This is a genomic window from Listeria weihenstephanensis (genome assembly GCF_003534205.1).
GTDB lineage: Bacteria > Bacillota > Bacilli > Lactobacillales > Listeriaceae > Listeria_A > Listeria_A weihenstephanensis.
Window position 1 is genome coordinate 959,553 of the sequence record NZ_CP011102.1, and the last position, 17,157, is coordinate 976,709.

Here is a 17,157-nt window from a genome sequence, read left to right on the forward strand (position 1 = left end):
CCCGAATCTTCCACAGTAAATGCAGTGGCTACATGGGAGGAAAGTATTTGCGCTTACCTGGGGAGGTCTTGTGAGGGCTTCCGTCAAGAAGGACGGCATGTCCTACAGAAGCAAGGGGATCAAGTGATGGTCCTTTGAATCACAAGAAGTCAGCAGACGCCATAGTAGTATCAACTTTATTGATATGAAGGGCTGAACAATAGTCAATCTTGAAAACAATGGAGGTGGAGAGGATGCATTCACTGCAGAAAATCGAGAGATCGAGCTATCATCAAAAGGATAGGCTGGAAGCCGAAAGTTATGACGAAGCGCATAGTATTCTTTCTGGTGAAATTGGCAGACAAGATGGTGTAGAAAATCTGATAGATAAACTTATTCATCGAGATAATCTGAACCTTGCGTATCAGAAAGTAGTCCGTAATAAAGGCGCCGCAGGAATCGATGGGATGACAGTAGATGAACTACTTCCGTATCTACGCGACCACCGAGAAAGCATACTAGAACAACTGCGTACAGGGCAGTATAAACTGCAACCAGTCAAGCGTGTTCTGATTCCTAAAGCGGATGGAGGGAAGCGCCAATTAGGCATTCCTTGTGTACTGGACAGACTGATACAACAAGCCATTGCACAAATATTAGAACCCATCTTTGACCCATTATTCTCTGATAATAGTTACGGCTTCCGTCCAAAAAGAAATGCACACCAAGCCATTCGGAAGGCAAAAAGCTTCTATGAAGCGGGCTATAAGTATGTGGTAGATATTGATATGAAGCAATACTTCGATACCGTACATCATGATAAATTGATGGGCTTTATTGAAGTGCATATCCAGGATAAACAGCTACTATCCCTTATTCGGCGCATCCTACAAAGTGGCGTCATGGTAGGTATGGAAAGGCAAGAAACAGAGAAAGGAACACCACAAGGTGGCAACCTATCTCCGCTTCTCAGCGATATCTATCTACACGCATTCGACCAAGAGCTACAGCGACGAGGGCACCTATTCGTGGGTTACGCAGACGACTGTAATATCTACGTTTGTAGTAAGCGTGCAGGAGAGCGAGTCATGGTAAGCTGTACCACATTTTTGGAGAAGGAGCTATACCTGACGGTAAACCTTGAGAAAAGCCAAGTGGGTAGCCCAACGAAACGAAAGTTTCTAGGTTTCTGTCTATTACCGACAGCAAACGGCGTTAAACTACGCCCACATTATCAGGCCAAAAAGCGATTCAAGGAGAAGTTGAAAAGGATCACCAAACGAAATAGAGGTAGATCCGTAGAAGCAATATTCCAAGAATTGGATCGCGTAACACGAGAATGGATTAATTACTATGGTATTGCATCCATGAAGGTATTTCTTTCAGAAATAAATGGTTGGTTAAGACGTCGAATCAGACAATATATTTGGAAGCAATGGAAAAGAGTACGAACGAGATTCAGTCGCCTGCGACAACTAGGCACAGATAAGCATCAAGCTTGGCAATGGGCGAATACTCGAAAAGGCTACTGGCGTATTGCGAGCAGTGGCATTTTACATCGTACACTGACAGATAAATACCTCGTATCGATTGGATATAAGGACATCTCCAAAAGATACGAGGCACTACACTCAAGCTATTGAACCGCCGTATACCGAACGGTACGTACGGTGGTGTGAGAGGTCGGAGCCTAACGGCTCCTCCTACTCGATTATTATAAAACACCGTTATTTTCACTGATAAGAATGACATGCTTGTTGAAAACTACACGATCTTCTACCGCTAATTGTTGCAAGTGCGTTGTCAATGTACCAAGGCTAACGCCAGCATAATTCGCAATCATTCTTCTTGAAAAATAGTGAGGTAATTCCAACATACCTTGATTGTCCACTTTTGTATTGTAGCGTACTGCTAACGTATGAATGAACACTGCAATTTTATTTTTGGTATCTAGTGTGGCATGTATTTGTTTCTGCTCTAAACGACGTTGAATCGACTGTAACATGTGGTAGTGCTGCATTTGAATGACTGGATTCTGCGCAATTTGAGTAAATATATCCATTTGACCAAATCTCCATATAGTCACTTTATCTGTTAATGCCTGGCCAGATAAATAGCTAGAGTAAGCGTTGTAGTCTAGTAAATCACCCTCACCAGCAAAGTCAATCATAGCATTTGTATTAGAGGAAATACCAACGACACCAGATACGATAATGAAGATGTACGGCTCTTTATTTATAGATGTTAGCTCGATTTTGTCGTTTTTCAGTAAAATCATCTTTTCGCTGGGGATATTTATTTCGAGTAAAGATGCTAGTAAATTTCCTGTTTGATTTTGTGTATTTGTTGACATGAGTATCTCCTCCTAATTTCTTACGGCTTTTGCCTCTATAACCATTAAACCATGAATATACCAAGAAGCAAATTCAAGATTGTCAGAAAAGCAGACAGATATGAGAACGGAATACGTGTATTTCTAGACTTTTATGGAAGGGAAATGCGATTCTCATAAAAGTCTAGAACTCAGACAAACATGAATATGTAAAATCCACCAGTCATGATTAAATAGAATTAACAACTGTGAGTGAAAAAAAGAGCAAAGTTCAAGATTTCGACACAAATCGCGATAAAACGTGCAAAATTGTAAAAAGGTTGATTGATTTTTAGCTGTTATTATTATTATAGGAGGCGAACGTAATGGAATTACAAGAACTGTACGCAATTGATGCCATCCAAGAAGATTTCAACCCGAAGAAACTATTACCAATTTTACTCGATGATACAATATTCTCCATTCCAAAAGAGCAGCTGATTATCAAAAAATCAGAAGAATTGATGTTACAAGTAGAAGAAACCGATTTTGTTTATGCTATTGAACATGGCGTATCAGCGCTTGTGCTTAATTCGCAGATTATTGATTTCGCTAGCGAGAGCGGGTTTATTGGGTTACATCACAGTAAACAACTAGAAAACACAGACTTTCATGCCGTAGCCTTAAGTAAAGAACTTGTCGTTTGGAAATTTGAACTTACCGATGTGATCGCAAAAGTCATGAATATTCAAGAAGGATACCTGTATCATTATAATTATATGCGGTTGATTTATGATCGCTACACCCAGAAAATTGCATCGATGGGAGAAATGAATGTGGAGAAAGTATTATTATCCCTTCGTTCGGTAGCACTTTGGTACGGTACTGGAGAAGTTTGCAATGGCTTTATCAAAATACCGACATGCTTCACAAGGAAGATATTAGCGAATTATATGGGGATAAGCAGGACGACACTAAGCACGGTTTTAACGTCGCTCGAAAAAGAACAATTGATTTTTACCAATGAGCAACAACAACTCTTCATCAAGATGGCCTAGATAGATAATGATGTGAAATTATTTTTAATTAAATATTTTTAATTTTTTGTCAAAAAGGGGAATATAGAAGGAAGTAGGAAAATAAGAATATATGAAAAAAACGAACATGAAAAAAATGATGAGTACCTTAGCCATTTTATCTCTACTCGGAACGACTGTTATGACGCCATTTCAAATACTAGCTGGAAAAGGATTGGCAGCGGAAAATCCAGAGGTTACCCCCGCAGCATATGTTGTCGATAACCCAAGTTTAATAGATCAGCGTACTGGTATCGTCTATGCAACTGGGCCGTGGAAGTATCAAAAAGGCACGACGATTTCAGGAAGCGCAACGTTGGCAGTGGACGCTAATAATTATTTTACAGCTGGGACCGTAGTTGGTTTAGGTGGGGCAGGAGCGAGTCCAACCGTGAAGGGTACCACCATAGCTTTTCTTATAAATTCAGCGAACCTGTTAACAACGAATGCTAAGGAAAATAATGTGGCGTATATTGCCCACCAAGAAGTCCGAACGGTTCCTGGAAAAGAGTATACATTGACTGGTAATGAGACTCGAAATAAAAGTAGCGCGACCTTGGAATTATTCAGTTCCACCACTGAGTTTGGTGTTACAGATAGTAATAATCAAGTGATAGCAAGCAATAAAACGACTGCGGTCGAGACGAACCTTGGAACGGCAACAACGAAAACAACACCACGGACGATCACATTTACCGCTACGTCAGATGTAACGAAAGTATTCTACAAAATGGATGCGGGGACAGTGACGTATGCCTATGTTAACGGAAATCATTCGATGAGTGCTTTAAACCTCGTGAAATCCGTTGCCCAAATTCAAAAAGAAGCCGATGAGGAAATGGAAAATCAAGCGATTGCAGAATTAGCACTGAGCAACTTGTTTGTAGATCAAAATCCAGATGGCGAATTGTTGCCAGAAGTCACGGTGTATACGATTGATGACGTTCAAAATCTAATTGCAGTGATACAAGATACGACTAAAAAAGCAGAGTTACAAACAATATTGGATAGGGCAAAAGCTGAGCTTGAGGTCTTAGAAAACGCGGATAAAGCTCGTCAAGAACTAGCGGAATCGGCTTTGAACGCACTTTTTGAAAATGGAAACTCTGCGGATGTTATCAACGCAGCGACAGATGCAAAAGCGATTGCGGACGTGCAAACATTGATTGATGCGGTAGTGGATTCCGCGATTAGAGCAGAATTACAGTTGCAACTGGATGAAGCGAACGGGCAATTGGAGGCACGTGAGGCAGCAGGACTAGAAGAAAGGACTCGCCAACAAGAAGCGGAAACAGGAATTCAAAAGCTTTTTATCGATGAGGACGTTGCAGGGACGATTAAAGTAACTACGGATGACGCGGCGATTGAAGCCGCTCAGGAACGTGTGGATAGTGTCATGGACAGAGTGAAAAAAGCAGAACTCCAAGCGCAACTGGACGAGGCCAAACAACAGTTAACGGCTCAAAAAGAAGCGTTAGAAGATGCACGACTTGCCGCAGAGCTTGCAGCGAAAACGGCAGTAAATGAACTTTTCCAAGATGACAAACCGGTAAATGATATCAAGCCTGCGCTCACACAAGCAGAAATCGACCGCGCGCTGGAGTTTGTGGCAGACATCACAGATATCACGTTAAAAGAAGAACTGGAAGCAAGCATCAATAAGGCTCAAACAGCATTAACTGCGATGATTCCGATTGTGGGGCAAGCCGCGACGTACCAACTTGGCGATTTATATATCACAGGGACATACACGGGCGCTGCAACAGGAATGAGCATCGATGTTAATGGCAAACGCTACTACGGTGGAACAGTGGAGAGTGGGACGCTCAAATTTTATGGCTTAGATAAAATAACGCAGGTCGGTGATGTGGTCACGGTGAACTTGTATGATGACGCGAAACAGGTCAAACACAGTTTTCCGCTTCAAGTGAAGTCAGCATGGGAAGTTGCCCTGGCGGATTACAAACTAGGCGACAATTATATCAAAGCAACCTATACAGGTGAAGCTATTGCGCAAGTTGGTATTGTTGTGAACGGCAATAAATATTGGGGTGGCGAGGTCGTGAATGGCACCGTTAAATTCTACGCCTTAGACAAAATCACGAAGGAGATGCCCAAGTAACGATGAATTTTTATGATGCGAAAAGCAGATTATTAACATCCAAAACGCTGAAAATCGAAGCCCTCTATGCAGACGATATCAAAACCGCCGATTTGAAGCTGACAGATACAAATATCAAGGGATCGCTGACTGGTCATATCAAGCAGATAGCAATTTCAGTTAACGGAAAAATGCATTACGGTGGAACGATTTCGGCGGATGGCACTTACAAATTCTACGCCTTAGACAAGAAAATTAAAGCTGACGATGTAGTGGTGCTTTATGGTTATGGCCCAGATAATAAGAAATTAGCGGAAAAAAAAGTAACCATTTCAGAGTAGACTTTTAACAAAATAACGAAGGGAAGCTGATCAGAGTTTCCCTTTTAAAAATAAGGTAGGGATTATGAAAAAAATTATAATGACAATACTCGCGACATTGCTCCTTTCTGTGGTTTTGGTAGGTTGTGGCAATAGCGAAGAGACCGATTTGAATAAAGCATTAGGAGCTAAGGAAATGACTGTAACACCAACAAAAGTGACGCGTGAAAAAGCAGCGACTGATCGCAAGCGTATCTTGAAAATCGAAGTGAAAGTGAAGAACAACACGGAGAAGCCGATCGGTATTGGCGCTGGAAATTTCGCGCTAAAAGATGCTGATGGCAAGGAATATGATATTTATGGTATGAAAACGGATAGCCTTGGTCAGGAAGTAGCCGCTGGCAAAACAATTACTGGGAATATCTATTTTGAAATTCCTGCGAGTCTTGAAAAAGGTTGGATGAACTATGTTTTCCAAATGGATCAAGAACCTGTGGCTGAATGGTTACTTTCATTCCCTGGTAAATGATGGAGGAGGAAAAATGATTGTTTTACTCATCGCAAGAAACCCAAGAATTAAAAAGGATAGAGGAAAAAGAATGGCGTTATCGTGTCTTAGATGTCTCCATCGCAACACTAGCGCTCATTATTAGTGCCCCGGTGCTTCTCTTGATCATGCTCATCATCAAATTAAGCGATATAAAAGCACCCGTTTTTTTCAAGCAGAGTCGTATTGGAAAAGATCAAAAGCCGTTCTACATGTACAAATTTCGGTCGATGGTTGTGGATGCGGAGAAACAAAAAGCAAGCCTTTTAGCGCAAAATGAAGTGGCCGGCTGCATGTTCAAAATGAAAGAAGATCCGCGTATTACGAAAATCGGTAAAATTTTACGAAAAACAAGCCTCGATGAATTTCCACAACTGTTAAACGTATTGCAAGGTCATATGAGCGTCGTTGGCCCGCGTCCACCGTTACCAGATGAAGTGGCAGACTATACAAGCTATGACAAGTTGCGTTTACTTGTGAAACCAGGCTGTACAGGATTATGGCAAGTAAGTGGTCGCAATAACTTAAGCTTCAAAGAAATGGTCGAACTAGACCTGCGTTACATCAAAAATCGCTCCCTGCGCTTCAATTTCGTTATTTTAATGAAAACATGGCGCGAACTCACTGGAAAAGGAAGTGGGATATAGTGGCAAACCGTATTCGATTTTTAGAAGCTAACTTGGATACCCTGAATTTTAACGAAACGATCGATCAAATAGAAGTTTATATTAAAAATCGCACACCGGTGCATCATACTGGCGTCAATGCAGACAAGATTAATCTGATGAAAAAAAATCCGCGGTTCAAACGAATTATCAATGAGGCGGCGCTAATTAATCCCGATGGTATGTCCGTGGTATTGGCGGCGAAACTACTCAGGAAACCTGCGCTCGAACGTGTGGCGGGAATCGATGTGATGCTACATCTTCTTGAACAAGCGGCTATAAAAGGATACCGTGTCTATTTTCTAGGTACGAGTGAAGCCATTCTTGATAAACTGATTGCCAAAGTGAAGCGCGATTATCCGACGTTACCGATTGCCGGCTACCATCATGGCTTTTTCAATGAAGCGCAGGAGGAAGATGTTGTGGCGCAGGTTAAAGCGAGCGACGCAGACCTATTATTTGTCGCGTTACCAAGCCCGCAAAAGGAATTCTTCGTAGATCAGTACATGGATGAGATGGGCGTGCCAGTTTCGATTGGCGTTGGCGGGAGTTTTGACGTCATTGCTGGTGAATTGAAACGAGCGCCAAAATGGATGCAACGATGCAGCTTGGAATGGGTGTACCGCATGATGCAAGAACCGAAGCGACTCGCAAAACGATATGTCGTCGGAAACCTCGTGTTTTTAGATCATGTGCTAAGAGAGAAACGAACGCGTAAAAGACCAGCCTAGAAATTCTTACAAATGTCTAGAGTCCAGACAAACATGAATACGCATTTTTGACGATACATGGTTAAATAGAAGTAGGGGCAATACAAGACAGCGCCTCAAAAACGAATCAATAGAACATGACAATTAGTCACGAAAAAAATAGGCTGAAAAGAGAGGCTTCAAAAATGAGAATCCTAATGTTTGGTCCAGATCGGACGACGAAGGGCGGGATTGCGACGGTGATTGCAAACTTTCAAAATCATTTCAGCTCCTCGGACAACACGATATTTTATGCAGAAAGTTGGAAAGAAGGCAGCTTGTTCCGGCGTACTTTTTACTCGGCGCTAGGCATTCTATCTTTGCCATTTCGAATCATAGGCAAGAAAATCGACTTGGTGCATATCCACATGGCGCAAGACGGCAGCTATTTTCGTAAGGCCATCGCGACAAGGATAGCAAAACTGTGTGGGAGAAAAGTATTGTTGCATATTCATGGCTCTCACTTCGATCAGTATCATCAAATGAGTGGACCGCGACTACAAAAACACGTGCTGCAAACCTTGCGAAAAGCAGACAAGATCATCGTGCTAAATGAAGACGTGCAAACTTATTTTGCGGCATATGGAATACCGATGGAAATCGTCCAAAATGCGGTTCCAATTCCAGAACCTAGCGAGAAACCGGTAGAACGCACACAAATAAGCAGTTTTGGACAACTCGGCGAACGAAAGGGCACGTACGATATTTTACAAGTAGCGGAACGTTTACAAGACGAGCATCCTGAGACTCTCATCTATCTGTATGGGGATGGTGACACAAAGCAAGCGCAAGCGATCATCACGCAAAAACAACTGAACAACGTACGCATTGGCGGTTGGATAACAGCGGAAGAAAAAGAACAGGCGATGCAACAAACGCTCATTCACTTGTTACCGTCTTATCAAGAAGGTTTACCGATGGCGATACTTGAGACAATGGCTCGCGGGATACCAAATATTAGTACGTATGTTGGTGGTATTCCAGATGTTATGGAGCAAGGCAAAGACGGCTTACTCATCGAACCTGGAGATCAAGATGCGCTTTATGATGCCATGTCCTTTTTGATAGAACAAGAAGAGGAGCGGAGCAAAATGGGCGCGGCGGCCGCACACAAAATCAAGTCGGCGTTTTCGATGCCAGCCTATAACCGGAAATGGGATCAAATTTATACAGAATGGAATGAATAGCTATTGGAGCCAGTTTTGAAACGAGAGAAGCAAGCCTTTGCCAGTTTTCTATTTTTTACGTTCCTTACGCTCATTCTTTTTGCACCAGCGATTGAAAACATAGCGTATTTGGCCACATTAAATCTGGATAACGTGATTACATTTCTATGTCTTATCGGGATTATTTTATTTCAACTGAAGCAACCAAAAGCATTGATGACGCAGGAATATATCATTATTGGGCTCATGCTCATCATTATTATCCTCGGTTTATTTGGAAATATGGCCTCTGGTATTCGCGGTACGTCATTTATTATCCTTGACATCTGGAGCATCTCGAAATGTTTTGTCGCTTATTTCTTCGGTCGATTGGCTTTTCAAGAAGGTTTTTTCACCTCCCAAACGGATCGATTGGTTCTTTACGCAAAATGGGTGATTGGGATTCTATTCTTGCTACTCCTCGTGAATCTAGCCTATCCAATCTGGCCCTCCACTGAATTCAGATTTGGTATCAGAACGCAATATCTGCTTTTCCCACACGCGACTTATCTAAGCGCAACCGTATTCTTCTGCATGTTATTCCTCGGTTTAAAAAATGTACGCTACCACATCCCATTCTTATTGATGGGCAGTACGCTAATCTTTTTCGCAGCTCGAAATAAAGGTCTGATTTTTATCGCGATTTATTTCTTCATGTTGTTGTTCCAATATTACGCCAAAAAGAAAAGTTTTAAAATTAGTTATCTGATCTTGCCGGGCGTCGCGCTCATCGCTATGTTTTGGGAAGTTATCGATACGCGGCTGCTTTCCTCAACGACCTCTGCGCGTAGTTTACTTTACCAAGGGGCATTTAAAATAGCCGATATGTACGCGCCATTTGGAGCTGGTTTTGCTTCTTTTGGATCGGGAAGTTCGGTGAAAAATTACTCGTCGCTTTATGATACGTTGCGATTTTATGACTACTATGGTTTTACGAGAGAAAATCCGCAGTATTTGAATGATAGTTATGTCGCGATGTTTTTAGCGCAGTTCGGGTATATCGGCGTGGTGTGCTTTGGACTGATTATCATGTTATTTCTACTCATGATTAATCGGCGGTCGGGATCGACGCAGGCCTTCACGCTCGTGCTTTTCCTGTACGCGATCACCTCTTTATTTACAGAACTCTATCTCACGACAAGCCTTGGCATCATTACTTTTTTCCTTATCGGAATCTCGTTTGGAAATGAGAAAACAAAGCCGGCTTTAGGAAAGGATGCATTATGGAAGAAACCATTTCATTAAGAGAAATTATGGAAGTCTTACGCAAAAACCTGTGGATTATCATTGCCTCTATGTGCCTTTGCGCCGCGGCCACGTTCGGCTATCTGCAATTTTTTGTGACACCGCAGTACGAAGCGGTATCGCAAGTTCTCATTACACAAAACGCACAAGACCAGAACTCCGCAGTGCAAAACTCGGAAATTCAGGCGAATATTCAGATGGTAAACACGTATAGCGTCGTTATCAAGAGCCCGCGTATTTTGAAAAGTGCGGCACAGGAAATCGGTCCACAGATGAGTCTTGAGGCGCTGGCGGGGAAAGTATCCGTTGATAGCGTGCAAAATTCGCAAGTGATTAACATTCATGTGGTCGACGCTAATCCGGACGAAGCGATTCGAATGGTTCGGATTGTGACGAAGCACTTCTTGAAAGAGACGCCAAGCATGATGAAAATTTCGAATGTCGAGCTGCTGGCAGACGCCTATACCTCACAAAAAATTAGCCCAAATATCAAAGTTGGGATGCTCACGGGAATGTTTGCAGGACTCGTGATTGGTGTTGTTATCGGTTTTGCTAGACGGATTTTCGATGAACGATTTAAGAAGGAAGAAGAGATCGTTGCTCGTTTGCAAATTCCAGTGATTGGAACGATTGGAAACATTACTTCGACGGAGACAGCGAGTCATGAAGACAATGCAGCAAGGAGGCGAAAGAAAAAATGATGTTACGTAAAAAGAAAGAAGTACAGCGCGAAGACCGCAAACTTATCGTGCAGAACAAGCCTTTATCACCCTTGTCGGAACAGTTTCGGATGGTCGTTGAGAACATTGAATTAATGAGTATTGATCAGAAGCTAAAATCGATTTTGATCACGTCTGCCGATCCGAGTTCTGGGAAATCGATTATTTCGAGTAACCTCGCGATTGCGTTTGCTCAGAAGGGTAAGAAAACCTTGCTCATTGATGCGGACTTGCGGAAACCGACGATTCATAAGTATTTCCGAAATGGCGTGTCGCTTGGCTTGATGGGACTTATTAAAAAAGAATCCACGGTGGAAGGTGCGGTATTTAAGAGTGATACGCCGAACTTGTATATTTTACAGGCTGGTATTATTCCAGTGAATCCAGCGTCCATTTTAGCGTCGGATCGGTTGAAAGAAGTGCTCGCAGAACTAGGAGAGAAGTTTGACCATATAATTATGGATACGCCGCCGATTTTGGCTGTAGCAGATGCGCAAGTTTTGTCAGGGATGACGGATGCGTCGGTGCTCGTGATTCGCAACGATTACACGGTGACGGAGCGAGCACGCAAGGCCAGTACGCGATTGGAGCAGAGTTCGAAGCTATTTCTAGGTGCAATTTTTAATAATCAAAAACAGAAGCAGGATCACTATTATTATCAGGAGAATCTATGATGCGCGATTTAGTGAGTGTCGTGATACCAACGCGAAATCGTGTGAAGATGTTGGAACGGGCGGTAGCGAGTGTCTTGTCGCAAACGTATCCAGCCGTTGAAATCTGTATCGTGATTGATGGCGAAGAAGGTGTAACAAAACAGTTTGTGCAGCGTTATATAAATAGTGAAATACCGGTGAAAGTGCTCCAAACAAAAGGTGTTGGCGGCAGTTCCGCTCGAAATCTCGGCGTCGGAATAGCCGCTGGGAAATGGATCGCCTTTTTGGATGATGATGATGAGTTTCTACCGGATAAATTGGAAAAGCAACTCGCGTTATTAGATGAGAATCCAGAGGAGCGACACCTCGCGTTTACTTCTGTTGCAACGTATGCACCTGGGAAACCAAATCGGTCGTATCATTTGCCGTATATACCTTGGCAGGCAGGGGTATACTCTGTTGGTGATTACTTGTTCTCTCGCAAAGGTCGGAAAACGATTGGCTTTATGCAAACCTCTACTTTACTAATTCCTCGAAAAATTCTGCTCGAAATACCGTTCACAGACGGGCTCAAAAAACATCAAGATTGGGATTTATTGTTGCGGATGGAGCAGGCGGGTGTTGAGATCAAACATTTAGCAAGCGCCGAAACGGTTTACCATCAACATGTCGCGACGGCAGGGCGTGTGGGGCAACTGAACGCATGGACTTTCTCAGAAAAATGGATGGGAACGGCGCCATTAACAAGGACGGCACGCGATTCCTTTTTGTTATCGATTGTGAATCGCGGGATTGCAACGGATAAAAGTTTAACGAAATGGCAACGGCAAAAAGCAATTGTAGCACGCGGTCGAAAGGTACATTGGAATACCACGTATAGCGGAAGTTATCTGTATATGCTATTGATCAATCTAATCAGAGTTTATTTTAAATAGAAATGAGGATGGAATATATGAAAATTGCTGTAGCAGGCACGGGATATGTAGGCTTAGTGACGGGAACTTGTCTAGCAGGTGTTGGGCATACGGTCGTTTGTGTAGACAAAAATGAGGCGAAGATTGAGAAGTTGCGTCGAGGTGAGTCACCGATTTATGAGCCAGGTCTAGAAGTGGAAGTGAAAGCCACGCAAAAGGCTGGAAAACTATCCTTTACGATCGATTATAAAAAGGCCTACCTTGACGCGGATGTCATCATTGTTGGTGTTGCGACGCCAGAAAATGCGGATGGTTCTGCGAGTCTACAAGCGCTGTATGCCGTTTGTGGAGAAATTGCGGAGTCAATCGAGAAGCCGACCTTAGTCGTGATAAAATCGACAGTTCCGATTGGGACGAATGACAAATTGGCGAGCCATTTCAAGCGAATACTTGGTGAGGATCGTCAGGGATTTGTCGAAATTGCATCGAATCCGGAGTTTTTATCGCAGGGTACGGCGCTTCGAGATACATTGCACGCAGAGCGGATTGTTATTGGGACAGAAAGTGCGGCGGCAACGGAAACGTTAACTGCGATGTATGCTCCTTTTGGACAGCCGATTTTGACGATGAACCGTCGAAGCGCGGAAATGGTGAAGTATGCGTCGAATGACTTTTTAGCGCTCAAAATTTCTTTTGTGAATGATATTGCGAATCTATGTGAGGTTGTCGGCGCGGATATTGAAGAAGTAACACGCGGTATGGGAACGGATTCGCGGATTGGCAAGCAGTTTCTATCACCAGGAATCGGTTATGGAGGCTCGTGTTTTCCGAAAGACACGAAGGCGCTTCATTGGCTTTCGGAGGAAGAAGGTTACACGTTGCGGACGGTCCAAGCGGCGATTGCGGTCAATGAGAAGCAGAGGTTTAAGTTGATTCAAGCGGCGCGAAAAGATATACCGCAATTTACGGGTAAAAAAATCGCGGTTTTAGGCGCAACGTTCAAACCAGGAACGGATGATTTACGCGAGGCACCGTCGATTCCGAATTTGCAGTTATTGTTGAATCATGGTGCAGATGTCCACGTTTACGATCCCGTTGGATTGCCGAATTTAGCGAATGCTTTTGGAGATAGTTTAACGTACGGGGATTCGATTGCGAATGTGTTGGAAAACGCCGATGCCTGTTTTATTTTCACCGAATGGCAAGAGATTAAAGAGATGGATTTAGCGTTATTTCAGACGATGTCGGAGCCGCTCGTGTATGACGGACGGAATTGTTTTTCTTTACAAGCCGCGCGTGATGCGGGACTGAGCTATTATTCCATCGGTCGCGCGAAAATAGGAGGGACCGTGCTTGCCTAGTATTTCGATTATTTTACCAGTGTATAATGTCGCGCCGTATTTGGAAGCTTGCTTAGACAGTCTTGTTGCGCAAACGTATCAAGATTTTGATGTGATTGCGGTGAATGATGGCAGTCAGGATGGCAGTTTAGCGATTTTGGAGGCATATCAAGCAAAATTACCGCAACTTCGTGTTATTTCACAGCAAAATCAGGGGTTGTCGGCTGCTCGGAATACGGGGTTAAAACACGTGTCTGGGAAATATCTTTATTTTTTAGATTCTGATGATTATTTGCAACACGATATGCTGGCGAGATGCTTTGCGCTTGCGGAACAGGAACAGCTGGATTTGGTCAAATTTGATGCGGAGCCGTTCACCGAAGATGGCGTGATGACGACAAATCCGTATGATTCTAGCGCGGTTTTGCAAGAAGATAAAATCTATACGCAAAAAGAATGGCTGGTAGCGCAACACAAGCATTATAATTCACCTGTTTGGCTATTCTTTATTCGCACCGCGCTAGTTTTGAATAATAAGATGACGTTTGTTGATAACCTCCTGCATGAAGATGAAATTTTCACACCGCAATTGTTTACGAAAGTAGAGCGAGTGATGTATATTCGCCAAACGTTTTTTAAAAGAAGGTATCGCAAGGGTTCGATTATGCAGAACAATATTTATTATAGTCGTGCCTCGTATGACTCAAAAAAACGTGTTATTCGCTTGTTAGACAAGGAAAAATCTATGGTTAACACAAGCGCTGCCAAACGTTTTTTAAGTCAGCGCCGTAATATCTTGTATATGGATAGTCTGAGTTATGACAAAGCACTTCAAGTGAAAATAGCGATGCATCCATTCGTTCGTTGGCCCTTGATGGCACGGGTTTGGATAAGGAAAAGGAGAAGATAAGATATGAAGGATATGAAAAAAAAGCGGCTACTACACAATACATTATTCCTCTACGCGCTTACCTTTTCTGGCTATTTTTTCAGCCTCATCACAGTGCCATATCAAACGCGAGTACTAGGCCCCGAATTTTACGGGAAAGTCGGTTTTGCGATTGCGATGATGACTTATTTCCGGCTCGTCATTGATTTTGGCTTTATTTTATCGGCCACCGCTGATATCTCGCAACATCGGGAGGATAAACAGGAAGTCGCAAAAATTTATACGGCCGTAATGCGCGCTAAAATGCTCTTCACGGGTTTGAGTTTCGCAGTACTTCTAAGTATTTGTTACTTCGTTCCGATGTTCCGACAAGATATCTCTTTATACCTCCTAACGTTCGCTTCGGTTGCGGTGAGTGCCTTCTTGCCAGACTTCCTTTACCGAGGATTGGAAACAATGAAACGAATTACGATTCGGACCGTGGCGATTCAGGCCTTCTTTGTACTCATGATTTTCCTTTTTTTAAAAACCCCCCAACAATATTACTTCGTGCCACTTTTTACGCTAATTGGTAATGCAGTGGCCCTCATTTTAGCCCAACGACACGTCTCGAAAAAACTGGGAATTAAGTTCGTGCCGCTAGAAAAAGGCTATCTTCACGAAACGATTCGAAAGTCGAGTCCATTCTTTTTTTCACGGATCGCCGCGACGATGTATCAAGTTACCAACACGTTTTTCCTTGGCTTAATGTACTCACCCGGAAACGTGAAGGTGGGGATGTACGTAGCGTCAGATCGTCTCGTAGGTACAGCAAAATCTGCGTTTTCACCAATTGCGGACAGTTTATACCCCTACATGGTGAAAAATCGCGATTTCCGCTTGCTCAAAAAAATCATGTGGATCATCATGCCGCCAGTCACGATTGGTTGTATCGTGCTTGGTATCTACGCAAATGAGTTCATGGCGCTATTTCTCGGCGCAGCTTTCTACGATGCGGGATCAATTTTGCGGATACTGCTCCCGATTGTTGCCATCACGCCGCTCGTATACATGTTAGGTTTTCCGACGCTATCACCGATGGGGCTCGCAAAACATGCCAACGCATCCACGGTTGTTTCAGCTATCGTCCAACTCATCGGTTTAACGGTACTTTTCCTAACTGGTACGTTCACAATCACCACGCTGTGCGCTATCACGGTCGTGTCCCAATTCACCGTGCTACTCTACCGCGTGATCATCGTCTGGAAAAACCGCCATATTTTCTCAGAAAAGGAGCCAATCAAGGATGTTTCGAAAACTTAAACAAACGCTGTGCCTCTTAAAACAACGCTGGCATTACGGCAATTTCGCCTATCATTACTGGTTTTTACCGATACAAAAAAATAAAATCGTCGTATCCACGCATTACGGTCGAGGCTACGGAGACAGTCCCAAATATATCGTTGCGGAACTACTAAATCAAAATTTTGACATCGTTTGGCTAGTTGCAGAGAATCAAGAATCCACACTTCCAGATGGCGTGCGTTCAGTAAGATTCGGCTCCAAACAAGCCCTCCAAGAACTCGCGACCGCTAAAATATGGCTCGATAACTGCCGCCAAAAATACAGCCCACCAAAACGCGGACAGCAAGTGTACATTCAAACATGGCACAGCCCACTTCGACTCAAAAAAATCGAACAAGATGCAGAAAATCAGTTGCCAGTAGCTTACCTTGATCGTGCGAAACGAGATGCTAAAAAATGCAACTACATGCTCGCAGGTTCTGATTTCAGCCGCACAATGTATCAAAATTCCTTTTGGTTTGACGGAGAAGTTTTACCAACTGGAACCCCACGATGCGACCTACTTATAAATGAAGACACTGCAGTTCACGGGCGTGTCGCACAGTATTTCGAAACAAAGCCAACCATGAAATTTGCACTATATGCCCCGACATTTCGAAAAGATGCGAGCCTCTCGGTGTATTTACAAAAATTTTCGGATGTGAAACAAGCGTTGGAAACAAGATTTTCTGGTGAATGGGCAATTCTTGTCCGCCTACATCCCAATATCGCTAAACTAGCAGGCGACATGTCTTACAGCGAAGGTGTCATCAATGCGACTGATTATCCTGATATGCAGGAATTACTCGCCGCGGCCGACTTACTCATCACCGATTATTCTTCTAGCATGTTTGACATGGCCATGGCAGGAAAGAAAACGATTCTTTATACACCAGATGCCGCGGAATACATTGCAAACGAACGCGCGATGTACTTCGATCTACAGGACCTACCATTCCCAATCGCGACAAGCCCAGAGACACTTCTCACCCAAATTCACCAGTTTGACGCCACGACCTACCAATATAAATTAGCCCTGTTCAACCAACAAATAGGTTCCTACGAGAAGGGAAACGCAGCGCTTACCGTCGCCAACCAAATTAAGGCATTTTGCCATTAAA

The 17,157-nt window shown here is 43.2% G+C and carries 17 protein-coding genes; 16 read left to right on the top strand and 1 reads right to left on the bottom strand.

Annotation, left to right across the window (positions count from 1 at the left end; genetic code table 11):
* The first annotated feature begins 233 nt into the window (after positions 1-233).
* Complete coding sequence (gene ltrA, locus UE46_RS04585) at positions 234-1,622, top strand: group II intron reverse transcriptase/maturase (RefSeq protein WP_036063293.1); 1,389 nt, start codon at positions 234-236, stop codon at positions 1,620-1,622.
* 71 nt (positions 1,623-1,693) lie between these two features.
* On the opposite strand, the gene UE46_RS04590 is transcribed toward ltrA, so the two are convergent.
* Positions 1,694-2,332: a Crp/Fnr family transcriptional regulator gene (locus tag UE46_RS04590; RefSeq protein WP_036063292.1), complete on the bottom strand. Its 639-nt coding sequence runs from the start codon at positions 2,330-2,332 to the stop codon at positions 1,694-1,696.
* Positions 2,333-2,676: 344 nt separating this feature from the next.
* Between UE46_RS04590 and UE46_RS04595 the strand changes: the two genes are divergently transcribed.
* From UE46_RS04595 to UE46_RS04665, 15 genes are all read left to right on the top strand, one after another.
* Positions 2,677-3,348, top strand: a complete 672-nt coding sequence (locus UE46_RS04595) for a helix-turn-helix domain-containing protein (RefSeq protein ID WP_036063291.1) — start codon at positions 2,677-2,679, stop codon at positions 3,346-3,348.
* Between the two features lie 91 nt (positions 3,349-3,439).
* Positions 3,440-5,488 (top strand): immunoglobulin-like domain-containing protein, encoded by a 2,049-nt coding sequence (locus UE46_RS04600; RefSeq protein ID WP_036063290.1) that lies wholly within the window; start codon positions 3,440-3,442, stop codon positions 5,486-5,488.
* A 2-nt stretch (positions 5,489-5,490) separates the two neighbouring features.
* A complete protein-coding gene (locus tag UE46_RS04605) occupies positions 5,491-5,808 on the top strand; it encodes an immunoglobulin-like domain-containing protein (protein ID WP_036063289.1) in 318 nt (105 codons plus the stop codon).
* A 64-nt stretch (positions 5,809-5,872) separates the two neighbouring features.
* Positions 5,873-6,316 carry a DUF4352 domain-containing protein gene (locus UE46_RS04610; RefSeq protein WP_036063288.1) on the top strand — a complete coding sequence of 148 codons (444 nt, stop codon included), beginning with the start codon at positions 5,873-5,875 and terminating at the stop codon, positions 6,314-6,316.
* A 56-nt stretch (positions 6,317-6,372) separates the two neighbouring features.
* The gene (locus UE46_RS04615; protein ID WP_233231013.1) at positions 6,373-6,981 is read left to right on the top strand and encodes a sugar transferase; all 609 of its coding nucleotides are present in this window, start codon (positions 6,373-6,375) and stop codon (positions 6,979-6,981) included.
* On the top strand, positions 6,981-7,730 hold the full coding sequence (locus tag UE46_RS04620; RefSeq protein WP_036063287.1) for a WecB/TagA/CpsF family glycosyltransferase: 750 nt from the start codon (positions 6,981-6,983) through the stop codon (positions 7,728-7,730). The genes UE46_RS04615 and UE46_RS04620 overlap by 1 nt, the downstream gene beginning before the upstream one ends.
* 164 nt (positions 7,731-7,894) lie before the next feature.
* Positions 7,895-8,935: a glycosyltransferase family 4 protein gene (locus UE46_RS04625; RefSeq protein WP_036063285.1), complete on the top strand. Its 1,041-nt coding sequence runs from the start codon at positions 7,895-7,897 to the stop codon at positions 8,933-8,935.
* Positions 8,936-8,938: 3 nt separating this feature from the next.
* A complete protein-coding gene (locus tag UE46_RS04630) occupies positions 8,939-10,198 on the top strand; it encodes a hypothetical protein (RefSeq protein WP_036063284.1) in 1,260 nt (419 codons plus the stop codon).
* Complete coding sequence (locus tag UE46_RS04635) at positions 10,177-10,899, top strand: YveK family protein (RefSeq protein WP_118907437.1); 723 nt, start codon at positions 10,177-10,179, stop codon at positions 10,897-10,899. The genes UE46_RS04630 and UE46_RS04635 overlap by 22 nt, the downstream gene beginning before the upstream one ends.
* On the top strand, positions 10,896-11,591 hold the full coding sequence (locus tag UE46_RS04640; protein ID WP_051493076.1) for a CpsD/CapB family tyrosine-protein kinase: 696 nt from the start codon (positions 10,896-10,898) through the stop codon (positions 11,589-11,591). Before UE46_RS04635 ends, UE46_RS04640 begins: the two co-directional genes overlap by 4 nt.
* Entirely contained in the window at positions 11,588-12,505 is a 918-nt protein-coding gene (locus UE46_RS04645) for a glycosyltransferase family 2 protein (protein ID WP_077912609.1), read from the top strand. Before UE46_RS04640 ends, UE46_RS04645 begins: the two co-directional genes overlap by 4 nt.
* A gap of 17 nt (positions 12,506-12,522) precedes the next feature.
* Positions 12,523-13,845 (top strand): UDP-glucose dehydrogenase family protein, encoded by a 1,323-nt coding sequence (locus UE46_RS04650; RefSeq protein WP_036063279.1) that lies wholly within the window; start codon positions 12,523-12,525, stop codon positions 13,843-13,845.
* The gene (locus UE46_RS04655) at positions 13,838-14,734 is read left to right on the top strand and encodes a glycosyltransferase (RefSeq protein WP_118907438.1); all 897 of its coding nucleotides are present in this window, start codon (positions 13,838-13,840) and stop codon (positions 14,732-14,734) included. The genes UE46_RS04650 and UE46_RS04655 overlap by 8 nt, the downstream gene beginning before the upstream one ends.
* 3 nt (positions 14,735-14,737) lie before the next feature.
* Entirely contained in the window at positions 14,738-16,015 is a 1,278-nt protein-coding gene (locus UE46_RS04660) for an oligosaccharide flippase family protein (RefSeq protein WP_118907439.1), read from the top strand.
* Positions 15,999-17,156 (top strand): CDP-glycerol glycerophosphotransferase family protein, encoded by a 1,158-nt coding sequence (locus tag UE46_RS04665; protein WP_036063274.1) that lies wholly within the window; start codon positions 15,999-16,001, stop codon positions 17,154-17,156. Before UE46_RS04660 ends, UE46_RS04665 begins: the two co-directional genes overlap by 17 nt.
* Position 17,157: the final 1 nt, after the last annotated feature.

What these genes read in the sequence shown, in the direction of transcription:
- ltrA (WP_036063293.1), top strand. Translation starts at nt 234, where the DNA reads ATGCATTCACTGCAGAAAATCGAGAGATCGAGCTATCATCAAAAGGAT.
- UE46_RS04590 (WP_036063292.1), bottom strand. Translation starts at nt 2,332, where the DNA reads ATGTCAACAAATACACAAAATCAAACAGGAAATTTACTAGCATCTTTA.
- UE46_RS04595 (WP_036063291.1), top strand. Translation starts at nt 2,677, where the DNA reads ATGGAATTACAAGAACTGTACGCAATTGATGCCATCCAAGAAGATTTC.
- UE46_RS04600 (WP_036063290.1), top strand. Translation starts at nt 3,440, where the DNA reads ATGAAAAAAACGAACATGAAAAAAATGATGAGTACCTTAGCCATTTTA.
- UE46_RS04605 (WP_036063289.1), top strand. Translation starts at nt 5,491, where the DNA reads ATGAATTTTTATGATGCGAAAAGCAGATTATTAACATCCAAAACGCTG.
- UE46_RS04610 (WP_036063288.1), top strand. Translation starts at nt 5,873, where the DNA reads ATGAAAAAAATTATAATGACAATACTCGCGACATTGCTCCTTTCTGTG.
- UE46_RS04625 (WP_036063285.1), top strand. Translation starts at nt 7,895, where the DNA reads ATGAGAATCCTAATGTTTGGTCCAGATCGGACGACGAAGGGCGGGATT.
- UE46_RS04635 (WP_118907437.1), top strand. Translation starts at nt 10,177, where the DNA reads ATGGAAGAAACCATTTCATTAAGAGAAATTATGGAAGTCTTACGCAAA.
- UE46_RS04640 (WP_051493076.1), top strand. Translation starts at nt 10,896, where the DNA reads ATGATGTTACGTAAAAAGAAAGAAGTACAGCGCGAAGACCGCAAACTT.
- UE46_RS04645 (WP_077912609.1), top strand. Translation starts at nt 11,588, where the DNA reads ATGATGCGCGATTTAGTGAGTGTCGTGATACCAACGCGAAATCGTGTG.
- UE46_RS04650 (WP_036063279.1), top strand. Translation starts at nt 12,523, where the DNA reads ATGAAAATTGCTGTAGCAGGCACGGGATATGTAGGCTTAGTGACGGGA.
- UE46_RS04660 (WP_118907439.1), top strand. Translation starts at nt 14,738, where the DNA reads ATGAAGGATATGAAAAAAAAGCGGCTACTACACAATACATTATTCCTC.
- UE46_RS04665 (WP_036063274.1), top strand. Translation starts at nt 15,999, where the DNA reads ATGTTTCGAAAACTTAAACAAACGCTGTGCCTCTTAAAACAACGCTGG.